The sequence below is a fragment of the Micromonospora sp. AMSO12t genome, from assembly GCF_008806585.1.
Taxonomy (GTDB): Bacteria; Actinomycetota; Actinomycetes; order Mycobacteriales; family Micromonosporaceae; genus Micromonospora; species Micromonospora reichwaldensis.
Window position 1 is genome coordinate 1 of record NZ_WAAS01000040.1, and the last position, 14,360, is coordinate 14,360.

Annotated in this window: 8 protein-coding genes; 1 reads left to right on the plus strand and 7 read right to left on the minus strand. The window is 75.9% G+C overall.

Annotated features, from left to right (window positions below; translation table 11 throughout):
• The 6 genes from F6X68_RS09065 to F6X68_RS09090 all read right to left on the minus strand — a co-directional run.
• Window positions 1-820: condensation domain-containing protein (locus F6X68_RS09065; protein WP_225852095.1), on the minus strand; the 820-nt coding region annotated here is incomplete at its 3' end.
• 78 nt (window positions 821-898) lie between these two features.
• Window positions 899-1,570 (minus strand): SpcZ, encoded by a 672-nt coding sequence (locus F6X68_RS09070; RefSeq protein WP_151453835.1) that lies wholly within the window; start codon window positions 1,568-1,570, stop codon window positions 899-901.
• Window positions 1,567-4,893, minus strand: a complete 3,327-nt coding sequence (locus tag F6X68_RS09075) for a non-ribosomal peptide synthetase (RefSeq protein ID WP_151453836.1) — start codon at window positions 4,891-4,893, stop codon at window positions 1,567-1,569. The genes F6X68_RS09070 and F6X68_RS09075 overlap by 4 nt, the downstream gene beginning before the upstream one ends.
• A 1-nt stretch (window position 4,894) precedes the next feature.
• Window positions 4,895-10,372 (minus strand): non-ribosomal peptide synthetase, encoded by a 5,478-nt coding sequence (locus F6X68_RS09080; protein ID WP_151453837.1) that lies wholly within the window; start codon window positions 10,370-10,372, stop codon window positions 4,895-4,897.
• A gap of 21 nt (window positions 10,373-10,393) precedes the next feature.
• The gene (locus tag F6X68_RS09085) at window positions 10,394-10,615 is read right to left on the minus strand and encodes an MbtH family protein (protein WP_132240715.1); all 222 of its coding nucleotides are present in this window, start codon (window positions 10,613-10,615) and stop codon (window positions 10,394-10,396) included.
• 70 nt (window positions 10,616-10,685) lie between these two features.
• A complete protein-coding gene (locus tag F6X68_RS09090; protein ID WP_151453838.1) occupies window positions 10,686-11,984 on the minus strand; it encodes an MFS transporter in 1,299 nt (432 codons plus the stop codon).
• A 104-nt stretch (window positions 11,985-12,088) separates the two neighbouring features.
• Between F6X68_RS09090 and F6X68_RS09095 the strand changes: the two genes are divergently transcribed.
• Complete coding sequence (locus F6X68_RS09095) at window positions 12,089-12,937, plus strand: SdrD B-like domain-containing protein (RefSeq protein WP_192581338.1); 849 nt, start codon at window positions 12,089-12,091, stop codon at window positions 12,935-12,937.
• Between the two features lie 256 nt (window positions 12,938-13,193).
• Here F6X68_RS09095 and menC read toward each other — a convergent pair whose 3' ends face one another.
• A complete protein-coding gene (menC, locus tag F6X68_RS09100) occupies window positions 13,194-14,324 on the minus strand; it encodes an o-succinylbenzoate synthase (RefSeq protein ID WP_151453840.1) in 1,131 nt (376 codons plus the stop codon).
• Window positions 14,325-14,360 lie beyond the last annotated feature (36 nt).

Consider the following 14,360-nt stretch of genomic DNA (forward strand, 5'->3'; position numbering starts at 1 on the left):
GGAGGTGGGCGCCGTGGTGGTTCTGTTCGGTGGGTCGGGGTCGGTCGGTGGGTAGTTCGAGCAGGGTGGGTGCGTCGGCGAGGGTGTGTCGCCAGTGGGTTTCCTGGCGTTGCAGGGTGCCGTCGGTGAGCCATTGGCGTTGCCAGGCGGCGTAGTCGGCGTACTGCACCGGCAGGGGCGGCAGCGGGTCGGGCCGGCCCTCGTGGAACGCGGCGTAGAGCACCCCCAGCTCACGGGTCAGGACCCCCAGCGACCACCCGTCGGAGACGATGTGGTGCATCGTCAGCAGGAGCACGTGCCGGTCCGGGGCGAGGGCGACCAGGCGGCCCCGGAACAGCGGGCCGGCCGCCAGGTCGAACGGGGCGGTGCTCTCCTCCTGCTGGAGCCGGGCCAGGGCGGCGGCAGCGTCGGCGTGCCCGGTCAGGTCGTCGAGCCGGAGCGGGAACGCGGCCCCGGGCGGGTCGATGCGTTGGGCCGCCTCGGCGCCGTCGGGCACGATGCGGGTACGCAGGACCTCGTGCCGGGCGACCAGGGCGTCCAGGGCCGCCCGCAGCGCGTCGTGGTCGAGCCGGCCGTCGAGCTGGAGGGCGAGGGGCATGTGGTAGGCGTGACCGACCCTGCCGAGGTGTTCCAGGAACCACAACCGCCGCTGCGCGAAGGAGAGCGGCAAAAGGCCGGAGCGGTCCGGCAGGCGCTCGACCTCGGCGGGTGTCCGTGCCGGGGGGACGCGACCGGGGGCCGGAACACGGGTCGGTTTGTCGTCCGGCAAGTGCGCCCCCTCGATTGCCCGACGGCCCGTCGCGCCACCTGAATGCGCCACCTGACATCGGCCGAAGTGGATCCACAGTAGACGACTCGACAGGTTGGGACCAGGGACCGACGGGCCGGTCCGGGGACCTCAATCCGACACGCGACTCAGACTTTCGGCCAGTGCGTCGGCGAGCCGTCCGTACGCCGCCCGCAGCACGTGCGGCGCACCCGTCGCGCCGGCCCGGTTCGCCGCCGCCAGGGCGTACGCGCGCACCAGGGCGGCCGGGTACGTCTCGGCGTACGCCGAAGCGTCGGCCAGCGCCAGGGCGCCCGCCAGCGCGTCGGCGTTCGCGATGGCGTTGGCGTCGGCGAACGCCTCGGCGTTGGCCCCGGTGCTGAGGTCGGCGTAGTGCGCGGCGAACTCGACGACCTCGTCGGGGCCGTAGCCGTTGGCGGTCGCGTAGACCTCGGCGTTGACGTACGCGACCGCCCGGGCCTCGGCGTACGGGTAGGCGGCCCGGTACAGCTCGCGCAGGGCGGGCCGGAGGGCGCCGCGCCACTCGTCGGCCCCGACCCGGCCGCCGGCCAGCGCCCGCCGGTGCAGGTCGCCCACCAGCCGGCCGGCGTCGCCGCCGGGCGTCGAGGCGAGCACGCGCGCCTGCCAGTCGTGCACCACCGGGAACGGCACCCGGCCGGCGAGCCGGTCGAGTTCCACGTCGACCCGCCGCCGCCAGTCCGGCGGGGTGGCCGGGTCGTGGCCCTCGGCGAGCGCGGCGAGCACCGCCGCCAGCCAGGCCGGTGGCTCCGGCGGGCCGCTCATCCGTTCCACCTCGACGGCCCGTCCATGCCGGCGAGGAGGTCGTCGACGTCGTCGTCGGTCAGCGTGTCGAGGTATCCCGCGCCGTCGGGCCCGGCCGGTGCGCCGGTCCCCGCCGGTGCGGCGCCGGCGGGTGTCGCGCCTGTTCCCGCCCCGGCGGCGGTGACCGCGGCGGCCAGCCCGGCCACGGTGGGGTCGTCGAAGAGCGTCCGGACCGGGAGGTCGATCCCGTACGTCGTCCAGACCCGGGCCATCAGCTGGGTGGCCTTCACGGAGTGCCCGCCCAGGACGAAGAAGTTGTCGGCGACCCCGACCGGGCCGGGCAGGCCCAGCAGGTCGGCCACCAGTCCCGCCAGCTCCCGCTCCAGCGGGCTGCGCGGGGCGACGGGCGGCTCGCCGGAGCCGGCACCCCTGCCCGGCGGTGGCAGGGCGCTCAGGTCCAGCTTGCCGCGGGAGGTGCGGGGCACCTCGGGCAGCGCCACGAGGACCGCCGGCACCATGTGCGCGGGCAGGAACCGGCGCGCGTACTCGGGCAGGTCCGCCGGCGGGTCGGTCGCGGGCGGGTCGGTGACCACGTACCCGACCAGCCGTACGCCGTCGTGCGCCACGTCGGACACGGCCGTCACGACCGCTTCGCGGACCTGCGGGTGGCCGCGCAGCACCGCCTCGACCTCCGCCGTCTCGACCCGGAACCCCCGCACCTTCACCTGCCGGTCGGCCCGGCCCAGCGGCTCGATCCGCCCGCTCGGCAGCCAGCGGCCCAGGTCCCCGCTTCGGTAGAGCCGGCCGCCGGGGGTGAACGGGTCGGGCACGAACCGCTCGGCGGTCCAGCCGGGCGCGTCGGCGTAGCCCCGGCCGACCCCCGCGCCGCCGATGCAGACCTCGCCGACCACGCCCGGCGGCACCGGCCGCAGCCACCGGTCCAGCACGTAGACCCGGCTGCCGGTGACGGCCGGGCCCAGGTCCGGCGGCGCGGACCCCGGCTCGACCTCGGCCCCGGTGGAGTAGACGGTCGTCTCGGTCGGACCGTAGAGGTTCCACAGGCGCGTGCCCGGCTCCGCGAGGGCGTCGGCGAGGGCCCGGGGCAGCGCCTCCCCGCCGCTGAGGCGCAGCCGCACCCCCGCCGGCACCCCGCCGGCCGCCACCAGCATCCGCCACGTCGTCGGCGTCGCCTGGAGCATCGTGGCCCCGGTCGTGGCGAGCAGCCGCCGCAGCCGGTTGCCGTCGATCACGTCGTCGTCGCCGGCGACCACCACCGGCGCACCGCACAGCAGCGGCAGGAGCAGGTCGAGCAGGGCGATGTCGAACGCGAACGGGCTCACCGAGAGGACCCGGTCGGCCGGCCCCAGCGGGACCATCTCGCGGAACGCGTGCAGCAGGTGCGCCACCGCGCCCTGGGTGACGGTGACCGCCTTCGGCCGGCCGGTCGACCCCGAGGTGAACAGCACGTACGCCGCCGCCGTCGCCGGCACCGCGCACGGCGGCGGCAGAACCGGCTGTGCCTCCGCGCCGGCCGGTACCGCCGGCTGCGCCTCCGCGCCGGTCGGCTCCGGTCCGGCCAGGTCCAGCAGGGTCACCGACGCGGCCAGCTCGGCCAGCAGCGGCGCGGGGACGGCGCCGCTGTCCGTGACGACCACCCGCACCCCGGCGTCGGCGAGCATCTTGCGCAGCCGCCCCGGCGGGTGGGTCGGGTCGAGCGGCAGGTACGCCGCCCCGACCCACCAGACGCCCAACAGCGCCGGGAGCGGACGCGCTCCCCGGGGCAGGACGATGCCCACGGTCTCCTGGACCCGTACGCCGAGCCCGCGCAGCCCGGTGGCGATCCGGCCCGCGAGCCCGCGCACCGCGGCGCCGGTCAGGGTCGCGTCGTCGCCCTCGATCACCACCCGGTCGCCGGCGTCGACGTCGGCCACGAGCGCCGCCGCGGTGCACTCCGGCGGCGGGAGGGACCCGGAGCGGGCCGCCGGCCACACCCGGGTGACGAGGTCCGCCGTCGCGGGGGAGAGCAGGTCCACGTCGCAGACGCGGGTCTGCGGGGCGGTCGCCAGCGCGGTCAGGATCGCGCCCAGAGCGTCGGCCAACCGGCCCGCGCCGTCCGGGGTGAAGAGGTCGGTCAGGTAGCGCAGGCGCACCGTCAGCTCGTCCGGGCCGGCGACGGCGGCCAGCTCCAGCTCGAACTTGCCGGTGCCGGTGGGCACCAGCTCCGGCCGCCAGCGCAGCGCCCCCCGCTCCAGCGTCGGCAGGGCCTCCTCGACCGTGCACATCACCTGCACCAGCGGCGCCCGCGTCGGCTGCCGCTGCGGCCGGCACAGCTCGACCACCCGCGTGAACGGCAGGTCCTGGTGGGCCTGGGCGCGCGCGGTGGCGGCGTGCAGCCGGTCGAGCAGCTCGGCGAGCGTCGGGTCGCCGTGCAGCGTCGCCCGGATCGCGACGGTGTTGGCGAAGAGGCCCAGCATCGGCTCGGTCTCGATCCGGGTGCGCCCGGCCACGGGCACGCCGACGAGCACGTCGTCCGCGCCGCTGAACCGGGACAGCAGGGCCGCGTACGCGGTCAGCAGGACGGTGAACAGGGTGCTGCCCCGCGCCCCGGCCAGGCGGCGCAGCGCCCCGGCCAGCTCCCCGTCGACCGGCACCGCGACCTCGGCGGCGGCCGGCGACAGCCGGTCGGGGTACGGGTGGTCGACCGGGAGCGGCACCTCCGGCGGCGCACCGGCCAGCTCGGCCGGCCAGAAGCGTTCCGCCTCGGCGTGGCCGCCCGCATCGTCGTGCTCCCGCTCCCAGAGGGCGAAGTCCGCGTACTGCAGGGGCGGCTCGACGGAGCCGGGCGGCCGGCCGGCGCGCAGCGCCTCGTAGTCGGCGGAAAGCTCGTCGAGGAGCAGCCGCAACGACCAGCCGTCGACGATCGCGTGGTGCGCCACCAGCGCCAGGACGTGCCGCTGCGGGGCGAGCCGCAGCAGCCTGACCCGGGTCAGCGGGCCACGCTCCAGCGGCAGCGGGGTGCGGGCGTGCTCCCGCAGCGCGGCCCGGGCCGCGGCCTCCCGGTCCGCCTCGGGCAGCTCGTCCAGGGCCACGACCTCGATGGCGGTCGCGGGGGCGTCGTCGTCGATCACCTGGATCGGCCGCCCGCCGTTGGCCCGGAAGTGGGTGCGCAGGATCTCGTGCCGGGCGACCGCCGCCGCCCAGGCCCCGTCGAGCGCGGCGGTGTCCAACTGGCCGTCGAGCCACACCGCCCAGCCGACGTGGTAGGTCGGCTGGCCCGGGTCGAGCTGGTCGAGCAGCCACATCCGGCGTTGCGCGGCCGACGCCGGGAACTCGAACACGGCCATCTCAGCCCACCTGCCCGTCGACCGCGACGACCCGCAGTTCGGCGGTGTACCGGCCGTCGGGCCCGGTCAGCCAGAGCTGGTCCGGCGCCGGCAGCATCTCCACCACGCCGACCGTGGCGTCGTCGCCGCCGTGCCGGCGGGCCCGGCGGACCGACCGGGACACCAGGTCGACCGAGGCGAGGCTGGTCAGGTCGGCGTGCACCGGTTTCCGCTCGCCCGCGCAGCGCAGGAACACGTGACGGGGCAGGCCGTGGGCGCCGGCCCAGGCCCGCGCCTGGCGGAACCGCAGCGCCTCGTCGCGGGTGTCGGCGAAGGCGAGGTCGGCGGCGGCGAACGTCCACGACTCACGGCTGACCACGAGGGAGTCGATGGTGATCCGGGGCTGGTGCGCCGCCGGGGGCAGGACGCGGAAGAGCTGGGACAGCCCGGCGCCGACCACGTCGCCGAGGACGTGCATCAGGTCCACGTCGAACCGCCCGTCGCGCGACCGTACCCGCAGCCCGCCGGCCACCTCGACCAGGTCGCACTCGCCGACGCGCAGGCTGCGGCGCGGGTCGTGCCCGAACGAGTCGTGCGCGAACACCAACCGGACGTCGTCGGGCCCGGCCAGCGCGTTGCTCTGCCTGGTCGGCACGCCACCCTCCTGGCCGGTCTCGGCGGGATAGACCGCCTCGGCGCCCACGTCCCGCGCCAGCGCGGCGCGCAGCGCGTCCGACTCCGGGTGGTAGGCCACCCAGGTGGCGTACCGCAGGGTGTTGACGCCCGGGTGCAGCTCGCCCAGGACCCACTCGTCGCCGGCCCGCATCAGGTCCGGGCTGTGCTGCCGCGCCGTCGGCCAGCCGGGCCGCCCCGGCGGGAAGGCGGCGGCCACCGCCGGAGCCAGCTCCGCCGCCGTGAGCCGGATCCGCCGCCGGTCCGGCGGCAGCGCCAGCACGTCGGCCCAGCGCCGGTGCAGCGCGGCGGTCAGCAGGTCGGTCAGCCGTCGCGGCGGATGGAACAGCGCCTCGCCGGCCAGCAGCCAGAAGTCGGCCAGCGGCACCACGTCGGTGCCCAGCTCGGTGGCCCGGCGGCGGTAGATCTCCGCGCAGAGACGGCGGTAGAGCGTCGCGCCGGCGGCGGTGAACCAGCGTGCGCTCTCCAGCACCAGGCCGAGCGCGTCGCGGATCCCGTCGAGGCTCGCCTCGCCGATGCCGACCGTGCCGGCCCGCAGGCACTCCTCGTAGACGGGGGTGCGACCGGCGTACATCGTGCCGGCGCGCCGGGTGGCCGGGACGCCGGCCAGCCGGGTGAAGGTGGCCTCCAGGCCGGCCATCGCACCGGTCAACCGCTCCGGGTCGCCGGCCGCCGAGGTGAGCGCGTCCCGGGCGGCGACCAGCTCGTCCAGGGCGGCGAGCGCGGGTGCGCGCACGGCCTCGTCGGTGACCTGGGCCAGCCGGGCCCGCATGGTCCGCTCCGGCCGGGTGTCGTGCGGCGCCACCTCCGGCTGCCAGGCGATCCGGTGGGCCCCGGCCAACGTCTCCAGCACCTCGTGCACCTCCCGCGTCGACCGCAGTCCCGAACCCGGCTCGGCCAGCACGGCCCCGGCGACCTCGTGCGCGTCGCGGACCCCGTCGCAGGCGCGCAGCACCGCCGCCTCGGCGTCGGTCAGCGCCACCGGCGGGGCGAGCGGCACCCGCAGCGTCGTCCCGGCCAGCTCCAGGAAGGGCATGAGCCGGGGTACGAGCCACGGGCGCAACCGTTGCGCGTACGGGGCCAGCACCGCGGCGACCGCCCAGCCCTCCAGGTAGACGGTCCGCCCGGCCAGCAGCGCCGGTGGGTCCGCGGGGTCGACCCGCACTCCGCCGCCCGGCTCGATCCGCGCCCAGCCGACCGGCCCGAAGAACCCGATGGTGTCGTTCTTGGCGCAGTAGCGCTGGAGGTAGCTGGTGACCAGCGCCTCGTGCTGGCGGTGCTTGGTGTTGCGGGTCGGGCTGCCCGGGCCCCGGCGCAGCAGCGCGTCGACGCCGGTGCGCAGCGCGTGCGGGTTCTGCCAGGCCACCGCCTCGCGGAAGCGGGGGTGGGCCGCCACCGTGTGCAGCGCGACCGCGAGCCGGCGAACCGCCTCCGGGTACGCCGCCGCGTAAGCCGCCTCGGTGGCGGCGATGCCGGCTGGCTCCCCGTCGGCCCGGGCCGCCACCACCCGGTCGGCGGCGGCGGCGAGTTCCGCGTCGCCGAGCGGGGCCAGCAGGTCGACCGGGAGGCCCGCCCCCCGCAGGCAGACGGTGCGCCACAGGGCCCATCCGTCGGTCAGCCGGGCCAGGTGCGCCGGCAGGTCCCGACCGCTGCGGTGCGGCACCCGGTCCCGGCGGCGCAGCGTCGGCCCCGCCTGTCCCCGGTGGCCGGGCGCCGATCCGGTCGCCGCGTCGATCGCCGCCGCCGTCGCGGCCAGGGTCGGCGCCCGGTAGAACGGGCCCACGCCCAGTTCCACGCCGAACGCCTCGCGGATGCGGAACATCAGCCGGGTGGCGGTCAGCGAGTTGCCGCCGAGGGCGAAGAAGCTGCTCTCCCGCCCGATGCGCGCGGGCGGACGTTCGCCGGGCAGCAGCCGGGACCAGAGTTCGGCGAGCCGGTGCTCGGTCGGCGAGGCGGGTCCGGCGACGTCGGGATCCTCCTGGGCGGGCCCGGGTGCCGGCAGCGCCGCCCGGTCGACCTTCCCGTACGCGGTCAGCGGCAGCCGGTCGAGGACGGCGAACCCGGCCGGCACCAGGTGGGCCGGCAGCCGGGCGGCGACGTGCTCGCGCAGGCTCGCCGGGGTCGGCGCCGCCGGGCCGGCCGGCGTGACGTAGCCGACCAGGTGCCGTTCCGGCCCGTCGCCCCGTACGCCCACCGCCGCCGAGGCGACCTGCGGGTGCGCCCGGAGCGCCGCCTCCACCTCGCCCGGCTCGACCCGGAACCCCCGGATCTTCACCTGGTCGTCGCGGCGGCCGAGGAACTCCAGCACCCCGTCCGCGCGCCAGCGCACGACGTCACCGGTGCGGTAGAGGCGCTCGCCGGGCGCCTGCGGGTCCGGCACGAACGCCCGGGCGGTGGCCGCGGGATCGCCGAGGTAGCCGCGGGCCAGCCCGTCGCCGCCGGTGCACAGCTCGCCCGCGACCCCGACCGGCACCGGCCGCCCGCTGCCGTCGAGCACGTGGACGGTGGTCTGCGGCACGGGACGGCCGACCGGCACCGGGTCGCCCACCGGCCCGGCGCCGCTCATCAGGTGGCAACTGGTCAGCGTCGTGTTCTCCGTCGGCCCGTACGCGTTGACCAGCGGAAGCCCGCCGCGCGCGGCGAGCACGGCGCGGACCGCGCCCGGGTCGGCCACGTCGCCGCCGGTGAGCAGTTGCCGGACCCCCGCGAGGGACGTGACGTCCTCCTCGGCGAGATGCCGGAACAGCCCGGCGGTGAGGAAGGCGACGGTGACCCCACCGTCGCGGATCAGCGCGGTCAGCCGGGTGAGGTCCACCGGGTCCGGGGGCGCGACCACCGCCGTGGCGCCGGTGAGCAGCGCGCCCCAGATCTCCCAGGTGGACGCGTCGAACGCGGTCGGGGCGAACTGGAGCACCCGCTCGCCGGGCCCGAGGGTGGCGAAGTCGGGGCCGGTCACCAGCCGCACCACGCCCCGGTGGGTGATCCCGACCCGCTTGGGCGCGCCGGTCGAGCCGGAGGTGTGCAGGACGGCGGCGAGCTGCGACGGGTGGATCCGCCCCGGCGGCGGGCCGGCCGGCGCCGGCTCCCCGGCGGGCGCGTCGACGTCCAGCACCCGGACCGGGCCCAGGTCCGGCAGGTCGGCGGCGGCCGCGGCGGTGGTCAGCAGCAGGCGGGTGCCGCTGGCCGCGAGCAGGCCCGCGATCCGGGCGGGTGGGGCGGAGGCGTCCACGGGAAGGTAGGACCCGCCGGCCTTGAGCACGCCCAGCAGGGCCCGGATCAGCGGTTCGCCCCGGGGGAGCAGCACGGCGACGGGGGTCTCCCCGGCGACCCCGTGCCGGCGCAGCGTCCAGGCCAGCCGGTCCGCAGCCCGGTCCAGTTCGGCGTAGGAGACGGTGCGGTCGCCGACCACCAGCGCGGTGGCGGCCGGGTCGTCGGCCACGCGGGCCGCGAAGACCTCGGGAACGGAGGCGTCGCGGGGGTGGGGCCGCCGGGTGGCGTTCCAGGCGGCGCGCAACGGCGCCTCCCCGGCGGCGCCGAGATCCAGGTCGGCCAGGCGGGCGTCCGGCCGCTCCGCCAACTCGAGCACGGTGCGGTGCAACTGCGCGAGAATCCGCCGCGCCGAGGCGTCCAGCAGCCTGGTGCCGTCCCACGTCAGGCCCAGGCGCAGCTCCGGCTCGTCGAAGGCGTGCACCGTCAGCGGATAGCCGGGCATCCGGTGTACGCGGGCCGAGCGCCGGGCCCCCTCCGGCCCGCCCTCGGTCAGGGCGGTGGACAGGCGCTGCCGCTCGAACACCACCAGGCTGTCCAGCAGCGGCGTGTCGGGCGCCAGGCCCGCCTGGTCGAGGATGCTGTGCAGGGGCGTGAGCTGGTGCTCGCGGATCCGCCGGATCCGGCCCGCCACGTCGGCGAGGAACCGGCGCACCGTCCACTCGGGATCGAGCCGGATCCGCAGCGGCACCGTGTTGAGCAGCAGTCCGAGGATCCGGTCGGCGTCCGGGACGCTGCCGTACCGGCAGGATCTCGTGACCGCGAAGGTGACGTCGTCGACCCCGCCGTAGCCGCCGCGCAGCAGCGCCCAGGCCGCGTGGACCACGGCGCTGACGCCGACGCCCGCTCCGGCGGCGGCAGCACGGAGCCGGTCGGAGTCCGGCCGGGTGACGACGACCTCGTGCGAGGCGGGCACGCCCCGCGCGCCGGGATCCGCGTCGAGGCGGCCCGGGAGCGCCCGCGGCATCGGGGCGCCCGCGAGGTACCCCTTCCAGAACGCGTCGCCGGTGCTCGGATCGCGCGTGCCCCACCAGTGCACGAAGTCCGCGAACGGCGGCCGGCGCGGCGGGTCCGGCACCCGGCCGGCCCGGCGCGCGGCGTAGTCGGCGAGGACCTCGTCGAGCAGCATCCGGGTGGAGCGGCCGTCGAGGATCGCGTGGTGGAAGGTGACGACGACGTGCTGGTCGCTCAGCGCGGTGACCCGGAGCAGGGGCGCCCGGCCGACGTCGAAGGGCTCGCACCGGTCGGTGGGGAGGAAGTCGTCGAGCGTCGTCTCCCGCCACCGCAGGTCCGCTGTCACGGTGGACCGGACGACCTGCGCCACGCCGTGGTCACCGTCGACCTCGAAGGCCGTACGCAGCACCGCGTGCCGCCGGGTCGCGGCCTGCCAGGCGGCGCTGAACGCGTCCCGGTCCGGCGGGCCGTCCCACCTGATCGTGACCTGCTGGACGTCCACCCCGCCGGCGGGCTGCCGGAGCGTCTGCAGCACCATCCCGCGTTGCACGGCGAGGGCCGGATACCGCTGGCAACTGTCGCTCATGCGCCCTCGTCCGGTGCGGCGTCAGCCGGTCGCGGCGTGCTCGTCCATCCACCGCCGCAACGATGCGGGCCGCATGTCCGTCCACACCTCGTCGATGTGGGCGAGGCACTCGGCGCGTGTCCCGGTGGTGCCCTCGCGCCGCCAGCCGGCGGGCACCTCCCGGTCGTCCCACCAGATCGAGAACTGTTCCTCGTCGTTCACGACCACGGCGTACGTCCGGGTGTCGTCGTCCTCAGCGCTCATCGGACCCCCTTCGCCGGGAAGGATTTCAGCCGCGTCGATTCCGTGTCAAGGATCGGTCGATCTTCCGACGTCACGCGGAGGTGGGCCGTACGGCCGGCTCGGAATCCTCTGTGGACGCTGGCGGCGGCGCGTCGGCGTCGGCGCCGGTCCGCGGCGTCCGGGCGACCCAGCCGACGGCCGGGCCGGCGGCCAGCGCGCAGCCCACGAAGATCGCCGCGACGACCCACCAGCCCCAGCCGCCGGTCTGGATCGCGAGGAGGGTCAGGCCGACCGGCGCGAAGATGTCCGCCGCCGAGCTGATCGTCTGCGCCGTGCCGAGATACACCCCGCGCGACGCGGCCGGCGGCACGTTGGTCTGGAAGAACCAGAGCGCCGCCGAGAACCACAACTCGGTGGTGGTCACCAGCACCACGACGCCGAGGAGCGCGACGACGGTCCACCCGCCGCCGGTCCGACCCGCGAACGCGGCCAGCGGGCAGGCGAGCGCGGTGACCAGGGCGCCCCGGCGGATCAGGCGGGCCGCGCCGGGAAGCGAGTCGGCGCCGCGCGCCGCCGGCACCTGCAACGTGATCACCAGCACCGTGTTGAGGGCCAGCATCGCGCCGAGCAGCGGCTTGGGGGCGTCGGTGTGGGTGATCGCCCAGAGCGGCAGGATCTCGACGAGGATCACCGAGTGGAACATCATGACGGCGAGGAGCACGGCGCTCGTCGCGTAGGGCAAGTCCTTCAGCACCGCCCACCGCGAGGCGGTGGCCGTCCGCTCGTGCCGCACGATCGGCGCGGCCGGGAGCCGGGTCACGAGGCCGGCGTTGAGCAGTGACAACGCGGAGTTGAGCAGTACCATGGCGACGAGCGCGGCGGCGGAGTCGAACGCCAGCGCCACCGCGCCGAGACCGGTGCCGACGGTGAACCCGGCGTTGAGGTACGAGCGGGCGTACGCCATCGTCCGCACCCGGTCCCCGGCCGGCATGGCGGCGGCGGTGTAGATGGTGCGCCCGGCGTTGGCGAACGAGTCGGTGACGGCGGCCACCACCATCAGCACCACGAAGCCCGCGAACGACGTCACGAGCGGGTAGGCGGCGAACGTCAGCGCCGAGCCGAGCGCGCCGAGGGCCCAGGACCGCTGCCCGCCGATCCGGTCGGCGAGCGCGCCCAGCGGCAGCGAGGTGGCCACCCCGGCGAGGCCCGCGATCGAGAAGCCGATCCCGATCTGCACCGGGCTGAGCCCGAGGACCTCGGTGAAGAACACGATGCTGCCGGTGAGGAACGTGCCGCTGCCCACGGCGACCATGGCGGACTGGTACGCGATCGCCCGGGGCAGCCCGGGCGGCGGCAGGAGCCGGGACACGGCGAATCGGTGACCGTCCATGGTGCCGGTCAGGCTACCCGGGCGCCCATAGCCGCCTGCCCCGTAGCTGACCGAGATGACAGTGTCACCTATGGTGGATGCTCATCGACACGGGGAGATCAATGATGTCTGTAAAGATGGCCGCCGCCGTGGCGGCCGGCCTCGGCTCGGTCGTGTTCTCGGTGGTCCCGGCGGTCGCCGCACCCAAGGTGCCGGACGTGACCGTGGACGTGACCAGCGAGCGCTTCATCCTGCCCAGCGACGGCTGGACCTCGGTGGATGCGGTGGCGCGCAACGCCGGCACCAAGGCCGCGGCGGGGGTCCGGCTGGTCTTCACCCTGCCCGAGCCCTTCCAGGTCGGGCAGATTGCCACGACCAGCGCATGGACCTGCGGCTTCACCACACCCACCGTCACTTGTGACCTGGTGGATGACTTGGCCCCCGGGGCGTCGGCGCCCGCCGTCAACCTCACCGGATACCTCTACGGTGCGCCGACCGGCGTGCCGGTCGAGGCCGTCGCCACGGTGTCCACCACGACGTCCGAGCAGGCCCTCGGCAACAACACGGACACCAAGCAGTTCCAGATTGTCGGCAAGGGCACGCTCCGCGGCGTGATCTGGAACGATCTGGACGCCGACGGCATCCGGGAGGCGGGCGAGCCACTGGTCACCAACGTGGGGCTGAGCTTCTGGAGCGTCGACGACGACGACCAGTACGGCTTCTCCAACTCCTACAATGGCACCTACCGCTTCGACGTCCCGGCGAAGCACTACGTCGGCCGAGTCCAGCTGTACAAGAGCAGTTGGCGGTTCACCACGCCGAACGTAGGCGTCGACGACACCGTCGACTCGGACGTGGTGCAGGTCTCCGAAACCACCTACACCAGCAACGGTGAGACGGCGGTCCTGTCCGTGGTGGCGGGAGAGACCACCACGGTCGACATCGGAGTCGTGGCCAACAGCCCCACCTCGTGACCTGACTGGTGGGACGTCGTCCGCAGGACACCGGAAGCCGTACGCGTCCCGCGAGCCGGACCGGCGACGACGGTGATCCGTCACGGGACGGCGTCCCACCATCTCGGCACGGTCGGTCAGCTCACCGGCCGGTGGTGCACTACCGGGAGCACCTTGCGGGCCCGACCCGCCGGTGACGCTGGCCGTCGCCATGGCCGTCCACCGGGGGCCGGGTACCGAGCGCGCTGCCGTCGACCGGTCAGCCGCGACGGACCCGTCACGCCGCGCCGTCCGCGCGCAGCACGAGCCGGTCGGTGGTCCTCTCCCCGATGTACGTCAGGTCGGCGTCCCACCCGAGGCCGGGCGCGGCGGGCACCTCGACGAGTCCGTCGGCGCTCACGATCGGGCGGGTGGTGACGTCACGGGCGTAGTACTTGTCGGAGCCGGAGACGTCCGAGGGGAGCGTGAAGCCGGCGAGCGCGCTCAGCGCGACGTTGGCGGCCCGGCCGATCCCGAACTCGTGCATGCCGCCGCACCACACCGGGACGCCGTGCTCGCGCGCGAGGTCGTGCGCCCGTACCGCGTGGGTCAGGCCACCCATCCGCGAGACCTTGACGTTGAGCACGCGTACGGCGCCCAGGCGCAGCGCGGTGACGAGGTCGTCCAGCTCCTCGACGGACTCGTCGAGACAGACGGGCGTGTCGATGCGTTCCTGCAGGGCGGCGTGCGCGACGAGTGCGCGCGGCGCGAACGGCTGCTCGATCATCAGCAGGCCCAGGCCGTCGAGTTCGGCCAGGACGGCCCGGTGTTCCGGGGTGTCCTCGTAGGCGCCGTTGGCGTCGACGTGCAGCGGCACGCTCGGATGTGCCGCGCGTACGGCCCGCACCGGGTCGACGTCCCAGCCGGGCGCGATCTTGAGCTTGATCCTGCGGTAGCCCTCGTCGACGCGCAGCCGCACCTGCGCGAGGAGGTCGTCGACGGTGGGTTCGATCCCCAGCGACACCCCCGCCTCGACGCTGCCGCGCGTGCCGCCCAGCGCGTGCGCGAGGGAGCTGCCCTCGGCGGCCGACCACAGGGCCCAGGCGGCGATGTCGAAGCCGGCGCGGGCGAAGTGGTTGCCCCGGACCCGGCCGAGCGTCGCGGCCAGGTCCGCCGGGTGCTCCCAGTCGGTACGCAGGACCAGCGGCGCGAGGTGGTCGCGGGCGACCGCCCAGCAGCTCTCGACGGTCTCGGCGCAGTAGAACGGGCCGCTCGGCGACGCGATCTCGCCCCACCCGACGGCGCCGTCGGTGTCGGTGAGCGCGACCAGGATGTGCTCCAGCTCCCGTTTGGCGTGGGAGCTGGTCTGGAACCGGTGCACGAGCGGCAGCCGTACCCGGCGTAGCTCCACCGCCTCGATCCGCCTCACACCGTCACCTCGCCGTGCCGCCGGTACCCGGCCGGC

Bases quoted from the DNA above. Each gene is read 5' to 3' on its own strand.
- F6X68_RS09070 (WP_151453835.1), bottom strand. From the start codon at position 1,570: ATGAGCGGCCCGCCGGAGCCACCGGCCTGGCTGGCGGCGGTGCTCGCC.
- F6X68_RS09075 (WP_151453836.1), bottom strand. From the start codon at position 4,893: ATGGCCGTGTTCGAGTTCCCGGCGTCGGCCGCGCAACGCCGGATGTGG.
- F6X68_RS09080 (WP_151453837.1), bottom strand. From the start codon at position 10,372: ATGAGCGACAGTTGCCAGCGGTATCCGGCCCTCGCCGTGCAACGCGGG.
- F6X68_RS09085 (WP_132240715.1), bottom strand. From the start codon at position 10,615: ATGAGCGCTGAGGACGACGACACCCGGACGTACGCCGTGGTCGTGAAC.
- F6X68_RS09090 (WP_151453838.1), bottom strand. From the start codon at position 11,984: ATGGACGGTCACCGATTCGCCGTGTCCCGGCTCCTGCCGCCGCCCGGG.
- F6X68_RS09095 (WP_192581338.1), top strand. From the start codon at position 12,089: ATGTCTGTAAAGATGGCCGCCGCCGTGGCGGCCGGCCTCGGCTCGGTC.